Genomic DNA, 24,118 nt, shown 5'->3' on the forward strand with positions numbered 1-24,118 from the left:
AGACCACCATGACCGATATCATTCTCGTCATCCCTGACTTCACGCCAGACGGCGTGCCCGCTGCCTCCACCGCGGAGCTCCTCGGCGCCGCCGCGCTCGTAGGCACGCCCGTCGCCGTCGCCCCCGCCAACGCTGACCCCGCGGCCCTCGCGAGTCTCGGCGCCACCCAGATTTTCCAAGGCCCCACCTGGGCCACGCCTGCCGATGCCGCCGCCACCGCCCGCGCCGCCTACGCCGCCGCTCCGCCGCTCGCCCTCCTCGCGCCGCACTCCCCCCAAGGCCGCGATGTCGTGGCGCTGTTGTCCGTCCAGCTGCGCCTGCCCGTGAGCGCCCGCGCCACCGGCCTTGAACACGACAGGCAGGGTGTGCTCGCCCACCACGCGGCCTTCGGCGGCACTTTTACTTCCGTCTCCGCGCCCACCTTCGGCGCACCGCTCATCACGCTGCAGCCCGGCTCCATCGACCACCGCGCGCCGGCTGCCGAGCAAAACGTCACCGTGCTCGATGTCCCCGGGTCAGGCGCACGCCTGTCTATCACCCCGCGCGAGACGGCGCCCGCGTCGACGGACCGCCCCGGCCTCGTCGGCGCCTCCACCGTCGTCTCCGGTGGTCTGGGGCTTGGCTCCGCGGAGAATTTCTCACTCGTCACCGAGCTTGCCGATGCCCTCGGTGCCGCCGTTGGCGCCTCCCGCGCCGCCGTCGACGCAGGCTACATCGACCACACCGCCCAGGTCGGACAGACCGGCGTGACCGTGACCCCCGACCTCTATATCGCGCTCGGTATATCGGGCGCAGTCCAACACCTCGCCGGCATGCAGACCTCCAAACACATCATCGCTGTGAACAAAGACCCCGATGCCCCCATCTTCGATATCGCTGATCTCGGTATTGTGGGCGACGTCTTTGACGTTGTTCCGCAACTAATTGCCGCCCTCAAAGGGCACGGGGGTTAGGATCCGCCTATGAGTTCCGATAATTTGCGCCGCGGTTTGCCGCGCACGCCCGATGGCGAGCCTTGGCCGCCTGCCGCTTCTGCCCCCGCAGCGCCCTCCGCCGAAACTCCCACCCCACCTGCGCCTTCCGCTCCCGCCGAAGCAGCCGCGGCGCCTTCCACGCCCGCGGCCCCTACGGCACCCGCCGCGCCGGCTGCACCAGCCGACGATACTTCAGTCCCTCAGACGGCTCAGGCTCCCACCCTGCGCAGCGGGCTTCCCCGTGCCGAGGGCGGCCCGGCCTGGCCGCCGGGCTCAGCGGTCCCGGCAGCACCCGCTGCAACTGCCGTTGTTGGAGCTTCGGCCTCTTCCGCAGCACCCACTGCGCCCGCTGCACCTGCAGCGCCCACGGCCCCCACTGCCAGCACGACTTCGGCCCCAGCGGCACCTGGCGTTCCGGCCGCGCCGACTTCTTCGAGCGTCCCCGCGGCTCCTGCAGCACCCGCTGCTCCGGCTGCGCCAGCTGCGCCAGTAGCACCAGCCGCACCGAGCGCACCGGGAGTTCCCGCAGCGCCAGCTGCAGGCGTTCCGGCCGCGCCGAGTGCTCCGGCCGCACCAGCGGCGCCCGCTGTTCCCGGCGTGCCGGGTGCTCCCGCAGCTCCGGCGGCTGGTGTTCCAGCCGCGCCCAGCGCTGCGGCGGCTCCGGCAGCCCCTGCGGCTCCGGCAGCCTCTGCGGTTCCGGCGGCACCTGGGGTGCCAGCTGCTGCACCCTCAGCGCCGGCGGCATCGGCAACAGCTGCGACGGGCGCTGGCGCAGCCGTCGCTGCAGCGTCGGCATCCGCGGCACAAAAGCCCAGCGGCACGTCGAAGCAAACGCCGTCCAAGTCTTCTGCCCCGGCGAAGAAGGAGCCAAAGAAGCTTGGTCCGCTCAGCGTGGGCCAATGGATCGGCGCCGTGGTGGCGCTCGCCGTGGTCGCGGTGGTCCTCGTGTGGGCAGCGCGTGCCTACTTGGGCAGCGCGGGCGGCGAGGAGTTCCTCGCGAAGTACCCGGGACATGCGCCCATGCCAGACTCGGCGCCCATCGGCACGCCGGTGTGGCTCTCGTGGTCGCACTTCTTCAACGTTTTCCTCATGGTGCTGATCGTGCGTACGGGCTGGACGGTGCGCACTGAGCGTCGCCCCGCCGCTTACTGGAGCCCGAAGTGGAACCCCAAGCGCAAGATCAGTCTGACGCTGTGGCTGCACCAGGCGCTGGATCTGCTGTGGGTCATCAACGGCATCATCTTCTTTATCCTGTTGTTCGCCACCGGCCAGTGGATGAAGATCGTGCCCACGAGCTGGGAGGTCATCCCCAACGCCGTGTCGTCTGGTCTGCAGTACTTGAGCCTCGACTGGCCCACGGAAAACGGTTGGGTGCACTACAACGCGCTCCAGCAGATTGCGTACTTCCTTACGGTCTTCGTCGCGGCACCGCTAGCCATCATCTCTGGCGTGCGCATGTCCGGCATGTGGCCCGCGAAAAATGCGACGCTCAACAAAATCTACCCGGCGCCGCTGGCTCGCAAGATCCACTTCCCCACGATGGTCTACTTCATCGTGTTCTTGTGCATCCACGTCTTCCTCGTTGTCGCGACGGGTCTGCTCCGCAACCTGAACAACATGTTCGCCGCACGCGGCGACGTGGACCCGGAGGTCTGGGCGCACAACTGGTTGGGCTTTATCCTCTTCGTCATCGCCATGCTCGTCACGGCGGCTGGCTGGTACTTCGCCCGCGCCATCTTCGTCGCTCCTATCGCCCGAGGGTTTGGCTCGGTCACGAACCGCTAGGATTCCTCGGCCATTTCCCCGCTACCGCACTCGCGGTGGCGGGGCTTTTACGATCAGGCCACGTTCTTCTTTTCCGAAGGCGTCGCGCACGGCTAACTCAGCCGGAAGAGTAAATCTACATTCAGGACATATAAGGCCCGTGCGAGCGGTTAAAAGCGGGACTATATGTGCTGAAGGGATTTTTTAAGTGGGCACATGAAAGCGCCCCGGCTGATGAACAGCCAGGGCGCAGGTGACATGGAGTTACATGGCGCGGACGGTGAGCGACTGCTCGGCGCGGCCGACGGGGCCTTCAACGTCGTGAAGCGTCGACGAAGTAAGTCCCAGGCCGTGGGGTCCCCAGCTCACGCGGGTGTCGAGTCCGGTCCACTCGCCCACCGGCTGACGGAAGAAGTGCACGGTGAGGTCAACGTTGGGGAAAGCGAAGCGCGTGGGGTCTTCGCGCACGGCAATGCCGTTGGCGACGTCAATGCGGGAGACGAACTCGGCGATAGCGATGGGCTCTTCGTCCTTGACGAGGTGGTTGGGGGAGGTAATCCAGGCTGCGGCGCGCCCGGGGCGGTAGGCGCGCGGCTGGCGGGTCTCGACTTGGGCGATAAGCCCGCCGTTCCACACCGACGTCATGTCACGCGGCGGGCAGGACGCGGGCGCTGGCAGCGGTTCGAACTCGACGCCGGAGACGTCTGCTGTATCGGCCGGGATGAGATACCAGGCACGCGCGATAATAACGGGACGCTCGCCGATGGAGCAGATGGCCTCCACGAGTTCGATGGTGCGGCCGGGGCGCTTGATGGTGACCTCGATGGTCGCTTCCTTGAAAGGCAGGCGGCCCAGAATGTCGAAAGAGATACGCGAAAGGTCGAGCTTGCCGCCGTCGTGTTCCAGGCGGTGCTGCTCAATGACGTGCGTGATAAGCCCAGCCAGGCAAGCGAAGTGGTAGTCCTCATTGGACCAGGCGCCTTCGCCATGGATGGTGGGCGCGAAGGTCGAAGGGCCGGTGCGCTCAAAGAAGTAATCGGGTGCGGAAGTTGTCATAGTTTCACCTCGGAAGGAATGAATCGATGGGCTATGTGCGGCGCAGGGCCGTAATGGTGTCGAGGTCGACGATATAGTCCACCGGCGTCGTGCGCTGGATATCCATGAGCGTGACGCCCGGCGCGAGTGCGCGCAGGATGAGAAATTCGCCGGCGGACTCAAAGCGCGCGAAACGAGTGATGAGGCACGTTTCGGGCGGAGGCAGCGCTGAGCCGGCGCCCAACATGGGGGCACCGGCGGCATCAAGATGCTCCTGCACGAGGGCAGAGGGTCGGTCTGCGGCCTGCGCCGCCATGTCTGCGCAGGACCAGCCTGCAGGCATGGGGTTCGGCGCGGTCATGGCTTACACCCAGCCCAGGACCTTGGGCGCCATCTCGCGCAGCTCGACCTTACGGACCTTGCCGGAGGCCGTCATCGGGTAAGAGTCGACGACGTGGACGTAGCGCGGGATCTTCTGGCGCGAGAGCTGGCCGTGGGCGAACTCCGCAATATCGGACTGGGTGAGGTGCTCGGCGCCTTCATGAAGGATGAGCCACGCCATGATTTCCTCGCCGTATTTGTCGTCGGGAACGCCGATGACCTCGGCGTCGACGACAGACGGGTGGGTGCGCAGGAATTCTTCGATTTCACGCGGGTAGATGTTCTCGCCGCCGCGGATAAGCATGTCCTTGAGACGGCCAGTGACGGAAAGGTAGCCCTCGTCGTCGAAGACGCCCAGGTCGCCGGTGCGCATCCAGCCATCGGCGTCGATGGCCTCGGCCGTCTTCTCCGGGTGCTCCCAGTATTCCTTCATCACGGAGTAGCCGCGGACAAGGATCTCGCCCTGGGTGCCGACGGGGACGATGTCCCCGGTGTCCTCGTCGACGATCTTTGCCTCGAGGTGCGGCATGATCTGGCCTACGGTGCCCACGCGCTTGTCCAGCGGGTCGTCCGCACGCGTCTGGAAGGACACCGGCGAGGTCTCCGTCATGCCGTAGCAGATGGCGACCTCCGGCATATTGAGCTCGCTGATGACCTCGCGCATGGTCTTCGAGGGGCACGAGGAGCCGGCCATGATACCGGTGCGCAGCGTCGAGAGATCGTAGGGCGAACCGTACTCGATGTGGTCCTCGGCCTCGGTGAGCTCCTGAATGAACATGGTGGGCACGCCATAGAGCGCCGTGGCCCCCGCGGCCTGGACCGCCTTGAGCGACTCACGCGGCTTGAACGAGGGCGCGGGAATGATGATGGCGCCGCCACGGCTAAAGGCAGCGATGGTGGCCATGACCATGCCAAAGCAATGGAAGAAAGGCACCGGCGTACACACGCGGTCAGCCTCGGTGAAGCCGAGGAGCTCACCAACGAAGTAACCGTTGTTCAAGATATTGCGGTGCGTGAGCGAGGCGCCCTTGGGAAAACCCGTGGTTCCCGAAGTGAACTGCAGGTTGACCACGTCGGTATTGGACAGTCCCGCGGTGTACTGGGAGAGGTCGTCGACGGGACCCTCGATAAAGGAGAACCACTCGTCGCCGCCAAAGTAGATGACGTCCTCGACCTGCGTGCCGCGCTGCTTGCGCGCGTCGTTGAGCATGGAACGGTAGTCCGAGTCTTTGTAGCGGCGCGCGGCGAAGACCATGCGGGTGCCGGACTTCTCGAGGACGTAGTTGAGCTCGCTTTGACGGTAGGCCGGGTTGATATTGACGAGGATGAGGCCCAAGTGATGGCAGGCCCACATCACCACGAGCCACTCCCAGCGGTTCGTGGACCAGATACCCACGCGGTCGCCGGGGCGCAGCCCCTTGCGCGCAAGTGCGGAGGCGAGCGCCAGCACGAGCTTGTAGAACTGCTCGTAGCTCAGTGTCTTATCCGAGTAGACATCCACGATGGCATCGCGCGACGGGAACTTCTGGACGGTGGCGCGCAGGGTGTCACCGAGGGTGTCCTCGCGCAGCGGCGGGGCACCCTCGTCGAGGGTCTTGCCAAAGACGTAGGACAGGTCATTGCCGTCCGCGTCAACAGCGATGGCGCCGTACGGGGTGGAACGGGTGGCGAAAGTAGAAGCGATGGTCATGATGGTTCTCCTGGAGTTTTAAGCGCTCACGCGCGCACGGTTGAGGATGGACTGGGCTTGGCGAAAGAGAGGTTCGTCCACCATGCGCCCCTGATAGCGAAAGGCACCCGGGTTTTCGGCGGCTGCGGCGAGAAGGCCTTCGGCCCACTGGACTTGTTCGGCGGCGGGTGCGTAGGCCGCCCGGATAACGGGGACCTGGAGGGGATGGATGCACACGCTGCCGGCGAAGCCGAGCGCGGCGGCATCGGTAGCCTCGGACTGCAGCCCGACGGAGTCTTGGATGTCCATAAAGACGGCATCGAGCATGGCCTTGCCGTGCGCGGCGGCGGCAAGATGGACCTGGGCCCGGGCGAAGCGCGGAACGTCGCGGTAGACGCCGTCGGCAAAGCGGGAAGAGACCCCGCCCATGCTGGCCAGGAGGTCCTCGGCGCCCCAAAAGAGTGCCACGCAGCTTTCCGATGCCGCCGTCTCCTCCGCACGCATGACCCCCAAGGCGGTCTCGGCGAGCGCAATGACCTGGGCGTCAGGCAGTTCGGCGGCGAAGGCCTCCATACTCGCGGCGCCCTCGGCCTTGGGGCACATGAGCTGGCGGAATGCGGTGGTGCGTACCATCTCCATGTCCGCGGCAAACTCCGGGGTTCCGGGCGGGTTGACGCGCACGATGGTCGTCGCCGGGTCGAGGTCGCACTCGGCGATAGCGATGCGGGCGGCCGCGCGGTTTTCGGGGCGGCAGCCGTCCTCGAGGTCGAGGATGACCATGTCCGCGGCGGAAGCCGCCTTGGCGAAACGGTCGGGTCGGTCAGCGGGCACGAAGAGGATCGCGGGGCCCGCGGGCATCCAGGTCATGAGTCTTCTCCTTCTGGTCGACCTTCTGGACAGCACTGCACGAGTGTGGCGCGCGTGGCGCGGCAGACGATGTCGCCGTGCTGGTTGCGGCCGATGTGCTCGAGGTTGACGATTCCCTGGCCGGGGCGCGAGGAGCTCAGGCGCTTGGAGACGCACACCGTCTCCGCGTAGAGCGTGTCGCCGTGGACCATGGGATGTGGGAACGAGACCTCGGTGAAGCCGAGGTTGGCGACGATGGTCCCCAGCGTCAGCTGACCGACGGACAGTCCGACCACGGTGGAGACGGTCCACATGGAATTGACCAGGCGCTGGCCATCGAATGCCGACTGCTGGCTCGACCAGTGAGCATCGAGGTGGAGCGGCTGGGTGTTCATGGTGAGCGTCGTGAAGACGACATCGTCAGCCTCCGTCACGGTGCGGCCCGGGCGGTGGAGGTAGCGCACGCCCTCTTCGAATTCCTCGAACCACAGGCCGCGCTGTTCCACGGTCTTGGCGGTCGTATCAGTCATGCGCGTACTCCTAGATTCCCAGCTCGCGGGCGATGAGCATGAGCTGGACCTCGGTGGTGCCTTCGCCGATTTCCAGAATCTTCGAGTCGCGGTAGTGGCGGGCGACGCGGTACTCGTTCATGAAGCCATAGCCGCCGTGGATCTGGGTGGCGTCACGCGCGTTATCCATGGCGGCCTCGGAGGCGACGAGTTTTGCGATGTAGGCCTCCTTGCGGAAGTCCTGGCCCTTAATCATCTTGGCCGCGGCCGCGCGCCAGGCCAGGCGCGCGGTGTGGGCGCGGGCCTCCATGCGCGCGATCTTGAAGGAGATGGCCTGGTACTCGGCGATGGCCTTGCCCATGGACACGCGCTCCTTGGCGTACTTCACGGACTCGTCGACGCAGCCCTGCGCCGCGCCGGTGGCCACGGCGGCGATGGCGACGCGGCCCTCGGCGAGGATGGAGAGGAAGTTGGCGTAGCCGCGGCCGCGCTCGCCCAGGAGGTTCTCCTGCGGGACGCGCACGTCGCGGAAGGACAACGGGTGGGTGTCCGAGGCGTTCCAGCCCACCTTGTCGTAGGCCGGTAAGACGTCGAAGCCTGGCGTGCCGTTGGGCACGATGATGGCGGAGATTTCCTTCTTGCCGTTCTCGCGCTGGCCGGTCACGGCCGTGACAGTGACGAGCGACGTGATATCCGTGCCAGAGTTCGTGATGAACTGCTTCGTTCCGTTGATGACGAAGTCGCCGCCGTCCTCGACCGCCGTGGTCTTCGTCGCACCTGCGTCAGAACCCGCGCCCGCCTCGGTCAGACCGAAGCCGGCGAGCTCCTTACCGGAGGCCAGGCCTGGGAGGTACTTCTGCTTCTGCTCCTCAGTGCCAAAGTTGAAGATGGGCATCATGCCCAGGCCGACGCCGGCCTCGAGCGTCATGGCGACGGACTGGTCGACGCGGGCGAGTTCTTCGAGCGCGATGCCAAGCGAAAGGTAATCGCCGCCCATGCCGCCGTATTCCTCCGGGAAGGGCAGGCCGTAGAGGCCCATGTCGCCCATCTGTGCCTGGACCTCGTACGGGAAGGAATGCTCCTTGTCATGCTTGTACGAGACCGGATCGACGACTTCGTTGGCGAATTCGCGGACGACGTTTTGCAGCTCCTGGTACTCCTCAGGAAGGTCCGCGATGTTGACGTCGGGGCCGGAGGCGGTCGTGGTGGTCATGGTCGTGCTCCTTATCTGTGGGTGTTATCTGTAGGTGCTGTGTGGATGTGATTGGTCCGTGGTGGTGGCTTATGTATCTGGCTCCACCGTGGCCAGCGGCTGGCCCGCGGGCACGGTCTCGCCCGCCGCGCAGTGGAAGATCACCGTGCCGGGCTCGGCGGCGCGGAGGACGTGCTCCATCTTCATGGCCTCGACGACCACGACGGCATCGCCAGGCTCGACGTGGTCTCCCTCCGCGACGGCGAGCGCCACAACTGTGCCGGGCATCGGCGATGCGAGCGTGCCGTGGTCGTCCTCGGCCGCTGCCGAGACCGAGCGCGCCGCGGGTTGTTCAGTGAGCGCCCACGTACCGCGCGGTCCGGTGAGCAGAATCTGGTCAGCGTGGCGCTCAAGCGCCCAGCGGCTCGTGGTGCCGTCGAGGTTCACGGACCACTGCCCTGCTCCGAGGTTCGCGATAGACGCTGTGAAGGTGGTTTCCTCGGTCTGCTCCGGCTCGCGGTCGGCCTTGATGTCAAGCGCACGCTGAAAGGCTGGGGTATCACCAACCGTGACGGTGGACTCGGCGGGGTCGACGGTGACGACTGTGCCCACACCATCGGTACCGGGGACGCCGGAGGTGCCCTCGGCCAAGCGGACGTGGCGCTCGGCGGGGTGACGCAGGCGCCAGCCATCGGCGACCCAAGCGTCCGCGGCCTCAGCGGAACCGGTGCCTGGCTGGGCGAGGATAAGGGCCGCGGCGGCGAGGTCCTCTGCCGGCACCGGCGTGGGTGCGTAGTCGGGCGCGACGCGCTCGAGCAGGCTCGTGTCGAGGTCGCCCGCGCGAACCTCGGGCACGTTAAGCAGGAAGCGGCAGAAGTCGGTGTTGACGCCCACGCCGGCGACGACGGTGCCGGCGAGTGCGGCGTCGAGGCGATCCAGGGCCTCCTGCCGGTCCGCGCCGTGCGCGATGACCTTCATAAGCATCGGGTCATAGAGCGAAGTAACCTCGGAGCCGTCCACGATGCCGGAGTCAACGCGGACGCCGGGGCCGGTGGGCTCGACGACGCGGGTGACCGTGCCGCCGGTGGGCAGGAAGTCGTGCGCAGGATCCTCGGCGTAGATGCGCGCCTCGATAGAGTGGCCACGCAGCACAATACCGTCCTGGGTAAAGGGCAACTCCTCGCCGCGGGCGACAGCGAGCTGCGTGGCGACGAGGTCGATGCCGCTTACTTCCTCGGTGACAGGGTGCTCGACCTGAAGGCGGGTATTCATCTCCATGAAGTAGAAATGGTCCGGGCGCGCGGCGGGGACGATGAACTCCACGGTGCCGGCGCCGACGTAGCCAACCGAGCGTGCGGCGTCGCATGCGGCCTGGCCAATCTCGGCGCGGGTCGCCTCGTCGAGCAGCGGCGAGGGGGCTTCCTCAATGACCTTCTGGTGACGGCGCTGGAGGGAGCACTCACGCTCGCCGAGATGGACCACGTTGCCGTGGGCATCGGCGATGATCTGAACCTCGATGTGGCGCGGGGTGTCGACGAAGTGCTCGAGGAAGAGCGAATCGTCGCCGAACGAGCTCGCGGCCTCGCGGCGGGCGGTAACGAGAGCGGCCGGCAGATCCTCCGGGTTCTCGACGCGGTGCATGCCCTTGCCGCCGCCGCCCGCGGACGGCTTGATGAGCACGGGGAAGCCGATGCCCGGCGCGGCGGCGATGATCTCCTCGTCCGTAAGTCCCGGGCGGGAGATCCCCGGCACGGTGGGCACGCCGCGGGCCTCGACGGCGGCGCGGGCCGTGATCTTGTCGCCCATCGTCTCGATCGCACTGGCCGGCGGGCCGATGAAAATGATGCCGGCGTCCTCGCAGGCCTTGGCAAACTCGGCGTTCTCGGAGAGGAAGCCATAGCCGGGGTGGATGGCCTGGGCGCCGGTGCGGCGGGCGGCATCGAGAAGCTTCTCGGCGACAAGGTAGGACTCACGCGCGGGCGCCGGACCGATGGCGACGGCGAGGTCGGCTTCGCGGGTGTGGCGCGCGGCGGCATCGGCAGCAGAGTGCACGGCGACGGAACGCACTCCTTCCGCGCGCAGGGTGCGCATGACGCGGCAGGCGATTTCGCCACGGTTGGCGACGAGGACGGTATCGATGTGGTTAGTCATGATGTGCTCCTCTTACATGCGGAAGATGCCGTAGCCGGGGTCGCCGAGTGGGGCGCTGGACGCGGCGCCGAGGGCCAAGCCCACGACGCGGCGGGTATCAGCCGGGTCGATGACGCCGTCATCCCAGAGCCGCGCCGAGGAATAGTACGGATGGGACTCTTCCTCGAACTTCTCGCGGATGGGGCGCTCAAAGTCCTCTTGTTCTTCCGCGGACCACGTCCCGCCTGACTTCTCAATCTGGGTGCGCTTAACGGTAGACATGACCATCGCGGCTTGCGGTCCGCCCATGACGGCGATGCGCGCGTTGGGCCACATCCACAGAAAGCGCGGGCTGTAGGCGCGCCCACCCATGGAGTAATTGCCAGCACCGAATGCGCCACCGATGACGACGGTGAATTTGGGCACGCGCGTGGTGGCCACGGCGTTGACCATCTTGGCGCCGTGCTTAGCGATGCCCCCGGCCTCGTACTCGCGGCCGACCATAAAGCCGGTGGTGTTCTGCAGGAAGAGCAGCGGGATGCCGCGCTGGTCGCACAGCTCAATGAAGTGCGCGCCTTTGATCGCGGACTCGCCGAAGAGCACGCCGTTGTTCGCGATGATGCCCACCGGATGGCCGTAGATGCGGGCGAAGGCGGTGACGAGCGTCGTGCCGTACTCGGCCTTGAACTCCTGGTATTCGCCACCGTCAGAGAGGACCTCGATCACCTCGTGGACGTCGTAGGGCACCTTCGCGTCGACCGGCACGATGTCGTAAAGATCCGTTTGCGGGCGCTGCGGCTCGCGCACCGGCTGCACGTCCCAGGGGGCCTGCGGGTCCGGGCGGGTCGTCGCAATGATGGCACGCACGCGGCGCAGCGCATCTGCGTCATCCGTGGCGAGGTGGTCCGCCACACCCGAAGTTCGCGCGTGAAGGGCGCCGCCGCCGAGTTCCTCTGGGGTGACTTCCTCACCCGTCGCAGCTTTCACGAGCGGCGGGCCGGCGAGGAAGATGGTGCCCTGTTCTTCGACGATGACGGTCTCATCGCTCATCGCGGGGACATAAGCGCCGCCCGCCGTGCACGAGCCCATGACGGCGGAAATCTGTGGGATGCCGTGCTTGGACATATTCGCCTGATTGAAGAAGATGCGACCGAAGTGGTCGCGGCCGGGGAACACGTCCTCCTGGTTGAGCAGCATGGCGCCGCCGGAATCCACGAGGTAGATGCACGGTAGGTTGTTCTCTCCCGCGATCTCCTGTGCGCGCAGGTGCTTAGTGACGGTGAGCGGGTAGTACGTGCCTCCGGAGACCGTCGAGTCGTTCGCGACCACCATGCAGCGGCGCCCCTCCACGAGCCCGATGCCGGCGATAACGCCTGCGGCAGGCACCTTGCCGCCATACATGGCGTGCGCGGCGAGCGGGGCCACCTCCAGGAACGGGCTGCCCGGGTCGAGCAGCTGGTTAATGCGGTCACGGGGCAGCAGTTTGCCGCGCGAGAGGTGACGCTCGCGAGCCTTGTCCGATCCCCCGCGCGCCGTGGTGGCAAGCAACTCGCGCAAATCCGCGACGAGGGCCTCATGCCGTTCGCGGTTCGTGGCCGCTGGCGACGCTGCGGGGGCGGTAGGTGCAGTCATGAATGAGCTCCCTAGAAGTCTCGATGAGTGAACTTGGTGAAGTTCAGTTAATCCCAATTAACTAGAACCAGAGAGTACCGCGCCTATGTGTGTCGCTCAACACTTTTCTTCCAGAATGTACAATGCGTCACCTGCCAATGTGGACACACCATCCCCCAAACGTCCCCCATCAGCGTGTTTGCGTGAGAATTTACAAAAGTTAACAAATCCGTGGCATAGATTTACACCCCTGCGCGGGGGTGTACGCGCGCTCCCCCTCGCCCCTGCCGGCTGGACCGCGGCTGGCACGCGTCCTCTCGGTTAGACCAAGATGGCAGCGACGGCCATCTGGCGCAGCTGGGCGCGCAGCACGTCGGGCACGGCCCAGTGGTTGACGTAGCGGGACGATGCGATGAGTCCCGCCGTAAGCTGCACACGCATACGCGCGGTCGAACGCTCCAAGTCCGGGCGCACCTGGACAAGGACATCGGTCCACACGTTCATGTAACTGCGCTGCAGCGAACGAATCTTCGCCGAGTCGACGGCCACGATATTCCACCGCTCGCGCTCTTGCACGCGTACGCGGTCGGGCTCCGTCATACAAATCTCCACGTGGAAATCGATGAGGTCCTGGAGCACTGCGCTCGGATCATCGAGCACCGCGTCCTCCCCCGTGCAGTGCTCGGCAAGGATAGCCAACGCGCCGTCGAGCAGGCGCGTGGAGATATCGACGAGGACCTCCGAAAGCAGAGTCTCCTTGCTGTCAAAGTAGCGATAGAGCCCAGGCCCCGAAATTCCCACGGCTGCGCCCACGTCACTGAGGCGGGTGCGCGCAAAGCCGACGTCCGCCATGATTTCAGAGGCCGCCGCGAGCAGCTCCTGGCGCTTGCGTTGCTTCGCCTTCTCACGCTCCGTGGTCATCGCGGGGTCTCCTTTCACCGGGCGTGGCTGTGGTCTTAGTGTTCGATCATAGCCATGCACAAAGCCCCGACCGCACGCGCCGCAGCAACGACGCGTGGGACCGGGGTTCGTAGCTCTCCTCGCCTTCCTCTAGTCCGGAATGCGGATTAGTGGAAGAAGTGGCGGGTACCGGTGAGGTACATGGTCACGCCGGCTGCCTTGGCAGCCTCGATGACCTGCTCGTCACGAATCGAACCGCCCGGCTGCACGACAGCCTTGACGCCAGCGTTGGTGAGGACCTCCAGGCCGTCCGGGAACGGGAAGAAAGCATCCGATGCCGCGAATGCGCCGCGGGCACGCTCCTCACCCTCGCCGAGGGTGTTGGCGCGCTCGACGGCCAGCTTGGCGGAGTCAACGCGGTTGACCTGCCCCATACCCACGCCCACGGAGGCGTTGTTCTTGGACAGCAGGAGGGCGTTGGATTTCACAGAGCGCACGGAGCGCCATGCGAACTCAAGCTCAGCGAGGTCAGCGTCGTTGAGCGGCTCGCCGCAGGCCAGCGTCCAGTTCTCCGGCTTATCGCCCTCGGCCTGGTAAGTATCCGGCTCCTGGCACAGGACGCCGCCGGAGATGTGCTTGATTTCCTCTGCCGGAGCCTCGTGCTCGGCAACGAGGATACGGAGGTTCTTCTTCTCCTTGAGGATCTCCACGGCGCCATCCTCGTAGGACGGAGCGACGATGACCTCGGTGAAGATGTCCTTGACTTGCTTGGCCATCTCGACGGAGACCTCGCGGTTGACGGCGATGACGCCGCCGAATGCGGAGAGCGGGTCGCACGCATGCGCAGCGCGGTGTGCCGCAGCGATGGACTCATCAGACACGGCGATGCCGCACGGGTTGGCGTGCTTAATGATGGCCACACACGGACGCTCGTGATCCCAGGCGGCGCGCCACGCGGCGTCAGCATCCTGGTAGTTGTTGTAGGACATCTCCTTGCCGCCCAGCTGCTCCGCGTTGGCCAGGCCCTTGCCAGAGCCATCGCGGGTAACGGTCGCGGACTGGTGGGAGTTCTCGCCGTAGCGCAGCGTCGTGGTGGCGCCACCCTCGGTGAGCTGGTCCACGAACCAGGCGGAGACGGCCGCGTCGTAGTCAGCGGTGTGCAGGAAGGCGTCGCGAGCAAGCGCGCGGCGCTCCTCGAGGGAGAAGCCGCCGTTCTTCACGGCCTCGGCGACGTCACCGTAACGCGACGGGTCGACGACAACGGCGACAGACGGGTGGTTCTTCGCGGCGGCGCGCACCATGGACGGGCCTCCGATGTCGATCTGCTCGACGCAGCCGTCGAAGTCAGCGCCGGACGCAACGGTCTCACGGAACGGGTAGAGATTGACGACGACGAGCTGGAAAGCCTCAACGCCGAGCTCCTCGAGCTGTGTGAGGTGATCCGGCTTGCGGGTATCGGCCAGGATGCCAGCGTGGACCTTCGGGTGCAGGGTCTTTACGCGGCCTTCGAGGCACTCCGGGAAGCCGGTGAGCTGCTCCACCGGGGTCACGTCAATACCCAGATCCGCGATCTTCTTCGCGGTCGAGCCAGTGGAGACAATCTCCACGCCCGCGGCGTCGAGCGCACGGGCCAAGTCTTCGAGTCCAGTCTTGTCGTAGACGCTGATAAGCGCACGCTTGATCTGCTTGGCGTCAGTCATAGGTTGTGTGAAATCTTCCTTGTACTAAAGATCGGTGTTAGAGATCGATGGAAAGGGCGTCGCCGTCCACGCGCGCTGCGCGCAGGACTTCGACGATGAGCTTGCGCTCAACTACTTTGATGCGCTCATGCAGGCTGGCTTCATCATCGCCGCGCTCGACCATGACGGGCCGTTGGGCGATAATACGGCCGGTGTCCACACCAGCGTCGACGAAATGGACGGTAGAACCGGTGACTTTGACCCCGTAGGCCAGCGCGTCGCGCACGGCGTGCGCGCCCGGGAACGCCGGGAGCAGCGCCGGGTGCGTGTTGATGGTGCGCCCTTCGAAGCGCTCCAGGAAAGCCGCGCCCAAAATCCGCATAAAACCGGCAGAAACCACCGCGTCCGGGCTGCCTACGGCAGTCACCAGGCGGTGGTTCCATTCTTCGCGGTCCTCGGCCAGCGCCACCACTTCCGTGGGGATGCCAGCCGCAGCAGCGCGCTCGATGCCCTGACATTCTTTGTCGGCCACAACTTTGACGACACGGTACGAGTCGTCTTGATGGTCGAGGATGTTCTGAAGCAGTGAGCCGGTGCCGGAGACAAGCACAACGATCTCAAGCGGTGCGATACGTGTCGAAGTCACACACCTAGAGTAGCCGGTCACACCCTCATGGCGGAATTTTTCACCGCCTAACGTTGTGTGTCCGCGTCTCCATCCTCCGCAGTGCCCCCATCAGTGACAATCTCGCCCTCGATGATCTCGCCTTCTAAGACCTCATCAGAGGACTCGACGTCGAGGAGCTCGCCTTCAAGGACTTCATCCTCGACAGCTTCGGCTTCTGGCTCGTTGTCCTTCGCATCATCGTTCTTACCGGTGACTTCCGCGGTCTCAGACCCGGACGTGCCACGCTGATCCTCGGCCTCGGCCTCGACCTCTCCATCGGACCGGGTTTCGGCGTCATCACCAAACTCCGGCTCAGCGCCAGAGTCAGACTCAGCTTCCGCGTCCGCGTGGAGTTCAGCGTCGGTGTCCACCTCGTCATCGAAAGTCTCGTTGTCTTCAGAATCCGCGACTTCATCGCGTGCATCGGTATCTTCCGCGACTTCATCGACCGTCTCAGCAGGCTCAGCTTCGTCGGCTTCAGCATCGTCAGCCGAATCCTCCGACCCTGCCTCGAGCTCGGCGGCGTCAGACTCTGCTTCGCTCTCGTCAATGACCGACTCCGCGTGAGACTCTTCCTCGTCCGTTTCCGCCACAGCAGCACCCGCGGCGCGGCGGTCGAAGAAGTAGTAGCCGGCGGCAACGAGGAGGCCGGGCACTGCCGTCCACAGGAAGGCAAGGCCAGCAGCAAGCCAGAGCATGGGGCCGACATGCCCGTAGTAGCCCAGGGTGCCGGACGTGAAGTAGCACGCGAGCACCACTCCGAGCGCAGTCCAGACGCCGGCGAGTGCGGCGTGGGCGAAGCTCGGGCGGGCACGGAGAAAGAGTACTACGGCAACGAGGGCAGGCAGCGCGAGCAAGCCCACAGCCCAGGACGCGGATTGCGCAGGAACGGCGGCCAGGATTGGCAGAGGCGGCAGCGGCAAGAGAACGGTATCGAAGAGACTCACGCTCGCGGTGCCGAGGTGGAACTCGGAGCCGAGCAACACGGCGCCTGTCGCGACGATCGCGTTGGGGATATAGAAAATGGACAGCGCGATAAGCCCCGCCAGACCCACCCCGGGCAGCTTCGGATATCCGGCGAGCATGGCGGCTTGCGCGTCGAAGCGCACGATAAAAAGGACGAGGAAGACGAGTGCGGCCACGGTGGCGAACCCGATGAGCACGCGGCCCGCCGTCGATGCTGCGTCGACGACGACGCGCGGCACACCGTAGCGGCGAGCCAGCGCGCGCCAGAGGCGCGGCCCCATGCCCACCGCCATGGCAGCGAGATGCAGGATCCACACGCGCGGCAGTGTGGTGAGTAGGCTCGGCGGCGCGACGTCATAGACCTTGCCCGCATCCCAGAGCATGAACCACGCGATGAGCGTGAGGAGGGTGGGCACCGCGATAATGCAGCCCAACAGAATAAGGAGGTCCTTGACGCTCACCCGCTTCTTCACCAAGGAATGCACACGCGTGGCGAGCATGACAAAGAGCAGGCAGGCTGGCAACGCGGGAACGACGCCGATGGAGATTCCGTCGGCGCTGGCCGAGCCGAGCGTGGAAACCATCCACCCTTCGGCGATGGCGGTGGGCAGCCACGCCGCGGGCGAACCGGTGAGCAACACGAGCGCAAGGGCGACGGCGATGATGACGCCGACCACGAGGGCATCGGGAAGCGCGACGGCAAAAAACATCCGGCGGATGCGGGCACCGAGGGTGCGAGGGGCGGCGGCCTGCTTATCCTTGCTCCGGGCGCTCACACGGGAGGCGACACGGGCGGCGGCCGGTGTGGCATGCGTGCGGCGAGGACTGCGCGAGGTGGGGCTGGTGTTCTTGCTCATGATGGAAAACACTTTGCCACGACCCAGCGGCGGGCCGCGGGTGGCACGACGAGCGACACCCGTTTTCTATTCCTTATATATGTAAAGAAGAGGTTGAGACTCGGCGGTGGGGGGTAATCAAACACGAAATTTCCGTTCGGAATGCGCCCTAAAGATACGACACAGGCTTCTATCAGATTGCTACCATCGCGACGGCGGATTGCTAAGAATCGACTAAGAACTGCTCAAGCGGCTTGCCCAGCCCTCATCGAGACGCTATTGTTACCTTTCGTTGATAACAAGTAGGTCACAAATTCGTAAACCTACAGGGCGCATCGTAACGTTTCGCCTCTGGTAACGAATGAAGGACAAGAAAGAAGAAGTTAGATGCGAAGCACGACTCAGCGCGCCGGCTCCGGCCGCCACCGCAAGATCGCTACCGCACAGACCGCAAAGGGCCGCATCGCGCTCTTCACCGTCGCCGCGGGTGCCGTCTCATCCGCAGGCGTTGGTGGCGCCACGGCCGCACAGCTGCAGTCCGGTTCCGAGACTCAGGACGTCAAGCTCGCCGCTACGACCAACCCGCTGGGCGACGCTCAGGAGCAGCTGCAGCAGTCCGCTGATGGCGCAATGACCGCCATCACCACCGCCCCGCAGGTCCTCAACCTTGCCGAGGTCAAGCCGGTGCCCAACCTGGACGAGCAGCTCAACACCGCTATCCAGGCATCTGAGGCCCGCCAAGCTGCCGATGAAGCTGCTCGTGCACCGTCTGTCGCTCGCCCGGCCGAGGGCGCTTTCACCTCGCCGTTCAGCCCGCGCTGGGGCTCCTTCCACTACGGCATCGATATCGCCAACTCCCCGGGCACCCCAATCCTCGCCGTCATGGACGGCACCGTCATCGACTCGGGCCCGGCTTCCGGCTACGGCCAGTGGATCCGCATCAAGCACGAGGACGGCTCCGTGTCCGTCTACGGCCACATGCAGACCCTCGACGTCGCCGTCGGCGAGCACGTCACCGCCGGCCAGAAGATCGCTGGCATGGGTTCGCTGGGCTTCTCCACCGGTTCCCATCTCCACTTCGAGATCCACCCGGACGGCACGACCCCGGTCGACCCGGCCGCATGGCTCGCTGAGCGCGGTATCAACGTCTAAATAAGCGCCTCACACTTCTACCGTCGCTGAGTGCCCGCCTCCTTCACGGAGGCGGGCACTCGGCGTTTTTCGTTCCTCCCCACAGCACCGCCCCAGCCATGGCCACCGAACATTCAGGCTCCTCGGCACGTGTAATCACGGGCAATAAGGGCCGCACAAGCCCCTCTTACCTCTACTGTGTGTTAAATCACTTTAATACACATGCCGCTTGCGGACGCGTCAGCATTTTCACCCCTGAACTACCCCGTTTCACCACTTTACTCCGGGGAGGTTCAAGACTTTAGTGCCAAACGGGGGTAAAGAGGTAGCACTCAGACGGCCCAGTACGAACCTCGCCCATACACATATATACAAACCCCCACATCACACCACCGAACGCACGTGCCATTGACGCCCCAATGGTTACCCGGTAATCTAACTCTCGGGTTACCCAGTAACCAACGCCCTTACCAGTACACATACCGCTTTCGTGAAGGACCATCATGTCAGTGAAACATTCACTATTGGCCCTGCTCGCGGCCGCGCCGGCGAGCGCGAGCGCCCTGCAGCATGGCTACGCGGAAGAAACGGGATCCACACTCAACATCGGACAGGTCTCCCAAACGCTCACCCGGTTGGAGCGCGACGAGCTCATCGCTCAGTCCGGCACCACCACCGGTCCCACTGGGCGCAAGGCCGATCAGTACGCCATCACGGAGGAAGGCCGCGCAGAACTGCACAGCTGGTTCAACTCGCCCGTCCTCCCTCCGGCGGCTGACCGCGACGAGCTCGTCATCAAAGTCGCGCTCGCCGCACGCCGTCCTGAGATCGATCTCGTCTCGCTCCTCGATAACCAACGCTTCGCCACGCTCCAGGCCGTCCGCGAGCTCACCGCCGCACAGCGCGACATGCCCCAGGTGCGCAGCGCCCACCGTCTCGCTTCAGAGAAACGCATCTTCGAGCTCGAAGCCACGCTGCGCTGGCTCGACCGCGTCGAAGCGCTCGCTCCCCTTTCCACCAACGCACAGGAGAATGAAAACCGATGAATGCCGCCTCTCCGCTCCCCCTCGAGCTCCAGGACGTCACGTGCGTCTTCGGTACTGGCGCCCGCCAGGTCACGGCGCTCGACTCCGCTTCGCTCGAGCTACACCCCGGCGAGCTCGTCGCCGTCATGGGTCCCTCCGGTTCCGGTAAGTCGACGTTGCTCAATGTCGCGGGGCTCCTCCTACGCCCCACCTCCGGTCGCGTGCTCATCGAGGGTGTCGACACCGCGGACTTCTCCGCGCGTCGCGCCGCCCAGGCTCGCCGCAAGCACTTGGGCTTCGTTTTCCAGGACTTCAATCTTGTCTCCACGCTCACCATCGGCGAGAATGTCACGCTGCCGCTTGAACTCGACGGCGAGTCCCCCTCCCGCTGCCGCGAGCTTGCCGATGCCGCCCTCTCCGAGGTCGGCCTCGACGGCGCAGGGTTTGCCGATCGCTACCCCGAGGAAATCTCCGGCGGCCAGGCCCAGCGCGTCGCCATTGCGCGTGCGCTCATTGGCCCGCGCCGCGTCCTCCTCGCGGATGAGCCCACGGGCGCGCTTGATACCGCCACGGGCGAGGACGTGATGAACGCCCTGCGTGCGCGCATTGACGCCGGTGCCTCCGGACTCCTCGTTACGCACGAGCCACGCTTTGCCGCGTGGGCCGACCGCGTCGTCATGGTCCGCGATGGCCGCCTCAGCGAACCGGGCGCGCCACAGGCCGCGCGCCCGGGACAGGAGGAGAAATAATGTCTTCCCTTGCCGCCGCCACCCGCGCCACCCGGCGCGACATGTTCCGCGCGCCCGGACGGCTCATCGCCGCAGTCCTGCTCATCGCGCTGCCCATCGCAGTCGTCGTTGCGCTGGCCATCAGCGACGCCTCCGGCAGCGGGCGTCTTGCCAGTCCCGCGAGTGGTGAGCAACTCGCCATCGAAGGCGGGACCTGCGTGCAGGAACCGGGCATGTACTCGGGAACGTGCACCGGCGATCAGCGCATGCCCACCGCGTATTCCGATGCCGAGGCCGTCGTCCCCGACTCCATCGAAATTGGTCGCCAGCTGGAGTTCACCGTAGACGTTGCGAAGGGCGCGGATGCTACTCCGACGGGTAGGTACTACTCTCCCATCGTGCAGCTTTCCCCGGACTTCTTGCCTGAGGATCTCCCTACATCGCTGGGGCCTGATGAGATCTTCCTCGACGAGTTCAATGCGGAGGCGATGGACATCTCTGTCGGCGATTCCGTCACCACGGCCCTGCCCGATGGAACGACGCGCACGCTCACCGTCGCTGCTATCTCGCCTTCATATCAATCGCTCGTCATCGACGGCGCGCTCTATGACCGCGAGGTCGATCTCCCGACCACTGTGGAGGCCATGGTGACGTGGCTCTACCGGCCACGCGGGGAGATCTCGTGGGCCGACGTCGAATACGTCAACGTGCGCGGCGGCATGCTGCTGAGCACCGACCTGGCCACGCATCCTCCGGCCGATGCCCCTGAGATCAATCCGGACCACGCGAGTGCCGCGCCGATGGCCTGGGCCGGCATGACACCTGGCCAGGTTGCGTTGGCAATCCTCAGCGCGCTGGCATTCTATGCGGTCATCGCACTGCTTATCGTTCTGTTTATTTCGCCCGTATTCTCGCTGGCGCTCGCTCGCCACACGCGACTGTTCGCGATGCTCTCCGCCCAGGGTGCGTCGCGCTGGCACATCGCGGCCGCGGTCTTGGTCTTCGCGCTCTTCGCCGGTGCCATCGGCGCCACGCTCGGCGTGGTCCTCGGCGGCGGCATCGGCTGGGCCTGGTGGGCTATCGCGAACCCCGGGTGGAGCGTGCACATCCCGTGGATGAGCATCGGCGTCGCGTGTCTTGTCGCCGTACTCGGCTCGATCACCGCCGCCGCGGTGCCTGCCTATCTCACCGCCCGCAATTCTTTAGCCGGTGCCTTGGCTGGCGGCGCACCCGACCGCATGGTCCGCTGGCGCTGGTGGATGGTGTGCGGCCCCGTCTTACTTGCGCTCACGACCATCGGCGCCCTCGTCCTATGGTTCGCCGAAACCCCGGGGAACCGTCACTATGTCTCGGGGGGAGACTGGTGGACCATCATCGTCTTCGTCGGTCTCGTGGCGATGACGTTGAGCATTCCAGGGCTCGTCTTCTGGGTCGCACACGCTACACGCCGCGCTCCCGTCGCGCTGCGCACCGCCGGCCGCGGGCTCACGCGCCGTTCGCTCCACACGCTGCCCGCTGTGGCGGCCATCGCCGCGCTCACCGCACTCGTGGTGGGTGGTGTCGTCTCGATGCGCACCGATGATGCCCAAGGCCAGGCCATAGCCGCGACGTATACGCCGAGCAATCTCGCCTTTGTCAATGCGGACTCCCGGGAGGCCGCCCGCGAGGGCATCGGTCGCATTGCGCCACACCTCGGCCCGACCAAGGAGGTCGACGTCTACGCACTCGATGCGGACGCGCGGCGTGAACCTTACGGCCCAGACGACAGCTCGACGCAGCTCTATGTTCCCGCGGCCGAGGAGTGCGCCGCAGCGTATACCGATGACCCAAGCGCCGTGGTATACGCCGACGCACAGGGACGCACGACCGACATCGATCCAGACGCCGCGCGTGCCTGCCTGTCCACGCTGGCTGGCACCTCTTCAAATCCCTCCGAATCGCCCCTGGGCAACCTTCTCATCGTCGCGTCCCAGGACACCATCGAGGATCTGTTCTCGCTTTTTAAGTTCGACTCACCTGAGGATCGCGACCGCGCGGCGGCAACGCTGCGCGCCGGCGGCGTGGTCATCAACAAGGGACATGGCTTGGCCGACGCGAAGACCACTGAGGTCGTGTCCAAGCGCTACGACGCAGTCGAGATTGCCAATGACGGTAGCTACGCATGGGAGGAAGCTTCGAAAGAAGCACGCAAGGAGCTTCCCATTGCGGAGGCTCTGCCGCTCCACGCTAGGTCGCTCACCCTTGTGAGCGAGGATGCCGCGCGCGAGCTAGGCGTCAAGGTCATCTATGCCGGTACTGCCTTGCTCACCGATGACCCCATCACGCGCCGCCAGGACAACACCATTCGTGAGGACATTTATGGCAGTGAGGAAGGCAACCCGCCTGCTCCCCTGGCGTACGGGTATTCCTCCGCGGTCTACAAGTTCTACAATCCGCCGACCTGGCCATTCGCCGCAGCAGTCGCAGGTCTATCCTTCGTCGCGTTGGCACTCGTCATCGCGCTCGCCGCCGCCGGCATTCGTCGCGAGTCCCGAGTCTTCGCCTCGCTTGGCGCAGCTCCCGGCTTCGCCGCCAAGGTCGCGGCCCTGCAGGCGGGACTCGTCGCTGCCCTCGGCCTGTGGACTGGCATCCTCGCTGGACATGTGAGCGCCTTCTTCTTCACTACCCGCGACGCCCACACCATTGCGGGCGAGGTATACCGGTGGGGCAGCCTACCGTACTACCAGCCGTCATGGCTCATGATGGCCGTCGGCGTGGTCGTTCCCCTCGTCACGGCGGCACTCGCGTGGTGGGTCCACCGCCCACGGCTCGACGCGCAGGGACGCGACCGAGCCGATCTGCTTCCGGGACGCGAGGCCGAGCGCTCGTTTAGCACGCAGGCGCCATCGCAGGCCTGGCTACATGGTGCGCGGTAGCGACACGCCGATTCTCACAGAAATTCCCTGCACACTCTCGCGTGCGCAGGGATTTCTTCTGTGTGCAGCGTTCGGAGATGCTGATGAGCTGGGAGGATACTGAATGTTACAGAGACGATATTTAGCCACCCCCGACCCTTACCCCCGTTCGCTAAATCGAGACTTTACAGTTGTAACACCTTTCACATTAGTAACATGCATAACACGCTGGCATGTTCGAATGGTTTTCGAATTTGGGGCATTTACCTGCATATTTTGATGTGTTGCCAATGGCGGACCCACGGGATAGCTTTTATTTCGTTGCCATAACGTGGCCGGAAATCGTGGAGCGACACGCCGACGGCCACTGGCAGTAATTTTTTGGAATTTTGTCCAACCCGAAAAGGACTCTTTTTATGAAGCGCACCCACCGCACGGGCCTCGCCGCCGCCGCACTCATCGCGGCGCTCGGCGTCGCCCCGGCCGCCACGGCGCACACCCCCGTTGCCTCCTTCAACGTCTCGCAAGGGTCGTCCCAATCGGAGTCAAACGGAGCCGTGGACGGTGCTGGCCTCCTGGGCGCCGCCATCGGCTTTGCTCAGGCGGCGAACGGCGTCCTCAACGAGGGCGTTGTGCCGACTATCGATTACAAAGCAGAGACCAACGAGCTCAACATCGTGCTGGACCCGTCCATCGTGCCGGGCCTGTCTGAGGCTTTCGCTCCGTCGACGAGCACGGGTGCGCTCAGCACGAGCATGCGCGGCCGCACGGCCTCCGGCGCCACGGTGGTCTTCCCGACCTCGGGTACCTACACTTCCGGCTTCGGTCAGCGCTGGGGTGCGATGCACAACGGCATCGACATCGCCAACCCGATTGGCACACCGATTGTCTCCGTCATGGACGGCACCGTCATCAGCTCGGGCCCCGCACAGGGCTTCGGCAACTGGATTCGCGTCCAGCACGACGACGGCTCCGTGTCGGTCTACGGCCACATGCAGGCCAGCTCCCTACTCGTGGGCGTGGGTGAGCGCGTGAGCGCCGGCCAGCAGATTGCGTCCATCGGCAGCGAGGGCCAGTCCACCGGCCCGCACCTGCACTTCGAGATTCACCCGGACGGCACCACGCCGGTGGATCCGCAGGCTTGGTTCGCCGAGCAGGGCATTAACTTCTAGTTGCAGCCC

Annotated in this window: 20 protein-coding genes; 7 read left to right on the top strand and 13 right to left on the bottom strand. The window is 65.4% G+C overall.

The window, feature by feature from the left end; genetic code table 11:
- Positions 1-8: 8 nt before the first annotated feature.
- The gene (locus tag HMPREF3227_RS04695; RefSeq protein WP_066510637.1) at positions 9-953 is read left to right on the top strand and encodes an electron transfer flavoprotein subunit alpha/FixB family protein; all 945 of its coding nucleotides are present in this window, start codon (positions 9-11) and stop codon (positions 951-953) included.
- A 230-nt stretch (positions 954-1,183) separates the two neighbouring features.
- Here the strand turns inward: HMPREF3227_RS04695 and HMPREF3227_RS13680 are convergent, their stop codons facing one another.
- Positions 1,184-1,816, bottom strand: coding sequence for a hypothetical protein (locus tag HMPREF3227_RS13680; RefSeq protein ID WP_231732321.1), 633 nt, complete (start codon positions 1,814-1,816; stop codon positions 1,184-1,186).
- 49 nt (positions 1,817-1,865) lie between these two features.
- On the opposite strand from HMPREF3227_RS13680, the gene HMPREF3227_RS13685 reads away from it, so the two are divergent.
- On the top strand, positions 1,866-2,759 hold the full coding sequence (locus HMPREF3227_RS13685; RefSeq protein WP_066510646.1) for a cytochrome b/b6 domain-containing protein: 894 nt from the start codon (positions 1,866-1,868) through the stop codon (positions 2,757-2,759).
- 243 nt (positions 2,760-3,002) lie between these two features.
- On the opposite strand, the gene HMPREF3227_RS04710 is transcribed toward HMPREF3227_RS13685, so the two are convergent.
- From HMPREF3227_RS04710 to HMPREF3227_RS04765, 12 genes are all read right to left on the bottom strand, one after another.
- Positions 3,003-3,794, bottom strand: a complete 792-nt coding sequence (locus HMPREF3227_RS04710) for a thioesterase family protein (RefSeq protein ID WP_066510649.1) — start codon at positions 3,792-3,794, stop codon at positions 3,003-3,005.
- Between the two features lie 31 nt (positions 3,795-3,825).
- Positions 3,826-4,134 (bottom strand): hypothetical protein, encoded by a 309-nt coding sequence (locus HMPREF3227_RS04715; RefSeq protein WP_066487799.1) that lies wholly within the window; start codon positions 4,132-4,134, stop codon positions 3,826-3,828.
- Positions 4,135-4,137: 3 nt separating this feature from the next.
- The gene (locus HMPREF3227_RS04720; RefSeq protein WP_066487797.1) at positions 4,138-5,844 is read right to left on the bottom strand and encodes an AMP-binding protein; all 1,707 of its coding nucleotides are present in this window, start codon (positions 5,842-5,844) and stop codon (positions 4,138-4,140) included.
- Between the two features lie 18 nt (positions 5,845-5,862).
- Entirely contained in the window at positions 5,863-6,690 is an 828-nt protein-coding gene (locus tag HMPREF3227_RS04725) for an HpcH/HpaI aldolase/citrate lyase family protein (RefSeq protein WP_066510651.1), read from the bottom strand.
- A complete protein-coding gene (locus HMPREF3227_RS04730; RefSeq protein ID WP_066487787.1) occupies positions 6,687-7,199 on the bottom strand; it encodes a MaoC family dehydratase in 513 nt (170 codons plus the stop codon). Before HMPREF3227_RS04730 ends, HMPREF3227_RS04725 begins: the two co-directional genes overlap by 4 nt.
- 10 nt (positions 7,200-7,209) lie before the next feature.
- Entirely contained in the window at positions 7,210-8,391 is a 1,182-nt protein-coding gene (locus HMPREF3227_RS04735) for an acyl-CoA dehydrogenase family protein (RefSeq protein ID WP_066510652.1), read from the bottom strand.
- A gap of 69 nt (positions 8,392-8,460) precedes the next feature.
- The gene (locus tag HMPREF3227_RS04740) at positions 8,461-10,521 is read right to left on the bottom strand and encodes an ATP-binding protein (RefSeq protein WP_066510654.1); all 2,061 of its coding nucleotides are present in this window, start codon (positions 10,519-10,521) and stop codon (positions 8,461-8,463) included.
- 12 nt (positions 10,522-10,533) lie between these two features.
- Positions 10,534-12,132 carry a carboxyl transferase domain-containing protein gene (locus HMPREF3227_RS04745; RefSeq protein WP_066487774.1) on the bottom strand — a complete coding sequence of 533 codons (1,599 nt, stop codon included), beginning with the start codon at positions 12,130-12,132 and terminating at the stop codon, positions 10,534-10,536.
- 300 nt (positions 12,133-12,432) lie between these two features.
- Positions 12,433-13,032: a TetR/AcrR family transcriptional regulator gene (locus tag HMPREF3227_RS04750; protein WP_066487772.1), complete on the bottom strand. Its 600-nt coding sequence runs from the start codon at positions 13,030-13,032 to the stop codon at positions 12,433-12,435.
- 146 nt (positions 13,033-13,178) lie between these two features.
- Positions 13,179-14,711, bottom strand: a complete 1,533-nt coding sequence (gene purH / locus HMPREF3227_RS04755; RefSeq protein ID WP_066510658.1) for a bifunctional phosphoribosylaminoimidazolecarboxamide formyltransferase/IMP cyclohydrolase — start codon at positions 14,709-14,711, stop codon at positions 13,179-13,181.
- Between the two features lie 37 nt (positions 14,712-14,748).
- Positions 14,749-15,336: a phosphoribosylglycinamide formyltransferase gene (gene purN / locus HMPREF3227_RS04760; RefSeq protein ID WP_231725034.1), complete on the bottom strand. Its 588-nt coding sequence runs from the start codon at positions 15,334-15,336 to the stop codon at positions 14,749-14,751.
- Positions 15,337-15,383: 47 nt separating this feature from the next.
- Positions 15,384-17,180 (bottom strand): cell division protein PerM, encoded by a 1,797-nt coding sequence (locus HMPREF3227_RS04765; RefSeq protein WP_066510664.1) that lies wholly within the window; start codon positions 17,178-17,180, stop codon positions 15,384-15,386.
- A gap of 366 nt (positions 17,181-17,546) precedes the next feature.
- On the opposite strand from HMPREF3227_RS04765, the gene HMPREF3227_RS04770 reads away from it, so the two are divergent.
- The 5 genes from HMPREF3227_RS04770 to HMPREF3227_RS04790 all read left to right on the top strand — a co-directional run bounded on the left by HMPREF3227_RS04770 (position 17,547) and on the right by HMPREF3227_RS04790 (position 24,109).
- Entirely contained in the window at positions 17,547-18,311 is a 765-nt protein-coding gene (locus HMPREF3227_RS04770; protein ID WP_066487763.1) for a M23 family metallopeptidase, read from the top strand.
- 482 nt (positions 18,312-18,793) lie between these two features.
- The gene (locus tag HMPREF3227_RS04775) at positions 18,794-19,336 is read left to right on the top strand and encodes a PadR family transcriptional regulator (RefSeq protein ID WP_066510667.1); all 543 of its coding nucleotides are present in this window, start codon (positions 18,794-18,796) and stop codon (positions 19,334-19,336) included.
- Complete coding sequence (locus tag HMPREF3227_RS04780; RefSeq protein ID WP_066510673.1) at positions 19,333-20,064, top strand: ABC transporter ATP-binding protein; 732 nt, start codon at positions 19,333-19,335, stop codon at positions 20,062-20,064. The genes HMPREF3227_RS04775 and HMPREF3227_RS04780 overlap by 4 nt, the downstream gene beginning before the upstream one ends.
- The gene (locus HMPREF3227_RS04785; protein ID WP_066510677.1) at positions 20,064-22,958 is read left to right on the top strand and encodes an ABC transporter permease; all 2,895 of its coding nucleotides are present in this window, start codon (positions 20,064-20,066) and stop codon (positions 22,956-22,958) included. The genes HMPREF3227_RS04780 and HMPREF3227_RS04785 overlap by 1 nt, the downstream gene beginning before the upstream one ends.
- 395 nt (positions 22,959-23,353) lie before the next feature.
- Positions 23,354-24,109 carry a M23 family metallopeptidase gene (locus HMPREF3227_RS04790; protein WP_066510683.1) on the top strand — a complete coding sequence of 252 codons (756 nt, stop codon included), beginning with the start codon at positions 23,354-23,356 and terminating at the stop codon, positions 24,107-24,109.
- The last annotated feature ends 9 nt before the right edge of the window (positions 24,110-24,118 follow it).

Source organism: Corynebacterium sp. CMW7794 (assembly GCF_001563605.1).
Classification (GTDB): domain Bacteria; phylum Actinomycetota; class Actinomycetes; order Mycobacteriales; family Mycobacteriaceae; genus Corynebacterium; species Corynebacterium phoceense.

Excerpts from the sequence above, each read along its gene's own strand:
- HMPREF3227_RS04695 (WP_066510637.1), top strand. The coding sequence starts at position 9 with ATGACCGATATCATTCTCGTCATCCCTGACTTCACGCCAGACGGCGTG.
- HMPREF3227_RS04710 (WP_066510649.1), bottom strand. The coding sequence starts at position 3,794 with ATGACAACTTCCGCACCCGATTACTTCTTTGAGCGCACCGGCCCTTCG.
- HMPREF3227_RS04715 (WP_066487799.1), bottom strand. The coding sequence starts at position 4,134 with ATGACCGCGCCGAACCCCATGCCTGCAGGCTGGTCCTGCGCAGACATG.
- HMPREF3227_RS04720 (WP_066487797.1), bottom strand. The coding sequence starts at position 5,844 with ATGACCATCGCTTCTACTTTCGCCACCCGTTCCACCCCGTACGGCGCC.
- HMPREF3227_RS04725 (WP_066510651.1), bottom strand. The coding sequence starts at position 6,690 with ATGACCTGGATGCCCGCGGGCCCCGCGATCCTCTTCGTGCCCGCTGAC.
- HMPREF3227_RS04730 (WP_066487787.1), bottom strand. The coding sequence starts at position 7,199 with ATGACTGATACGACCGCCAAGACCGTGGAACAGCGCGGCCTGTGGTTC.
- HMPREF3227_RS04735 (WP_066510652.1), bottom strand. The coding sequence starts at position 8,391 with ATGACCACCACGACCGCCTCCGGCCCCGACGTCAACATCGCGGACCTT.
- HMPREF3227_RS04740 (WP_066510654.1), bottom strand. The coding sequence starts at position 10,521 with ATGACTAACCACATCGATACCGTCCTCGTCGCCAACCGTGGCGAAATC.
- HMPREF3227_RS04745 (WP_066487774.1), bottom strand. The coding sequence starts at position 12,132 with ATGACTGCACCTACCGCCCCCGCAGCGTCGCCAGCGGCCACGAACCGC.
- HMPREF3227_RS04750 (WP_066487772.1), bottom strand. The coding sequence starts at position 13,032 with ATGACCACGGAGCGTGAGAAGGCGAAGCAACGCAAGCGCCAGGAGCTG.
- purH (WP_066510658.1), bottom strand. The coding sequence starts at position 14,711 with ATGACTGACGCCAAGCAGATCAAGCGTGCGCTTATCAGCGTCTACGAC.
- HMPREF3227_RS04765 (WP_066510664.1), bottom strand. The coding sequence starts at position 17,180 with ATGAGCAAGAACACCAGCCCCACCTCGCGCAGTCCTCGCCGCACGCAT.
- HMPREF3227_RS04770 (WP_066487763.1), top strand. The coding sequence starts at position 17,547 with ATGCGAAGCACGACTCAGCGCGCCGGCTCCGGCCGCCACCGCAAGATC.
- HMPREF3227_RS04775 (WP_066510667.1), top strand. The coding sequence starts at position 18,794 with ATGTCAGTGAAACATTCACTATTGGCCCTGCTCGCGGCCGCGCCGGCG.
- HMPREF3227_RS04780 (WP_066510673.1), top strand. The coding sequence starts at position 19,333 with ATGAATGCCGCCTCTCCGCTCCCCCTCGAGCTCCAGGACGTCACGTGC.
- HMPREF3227_RS04785 (WP_066510677.1), top strand. The coding sequence starts at position 20,064 with ATGTCTTCCCTTGCCGCCGCCACCCGCGCCACCCGGCGCGACATGTTC.
- HMPREF3227_RS04790 (WP_066510683.1), top strand. The coding sequence starts at position 23,354 with ATGAAGCGCACCCACCGCACGGGCCTCGCCGCCGCCGCACTCATCGCG.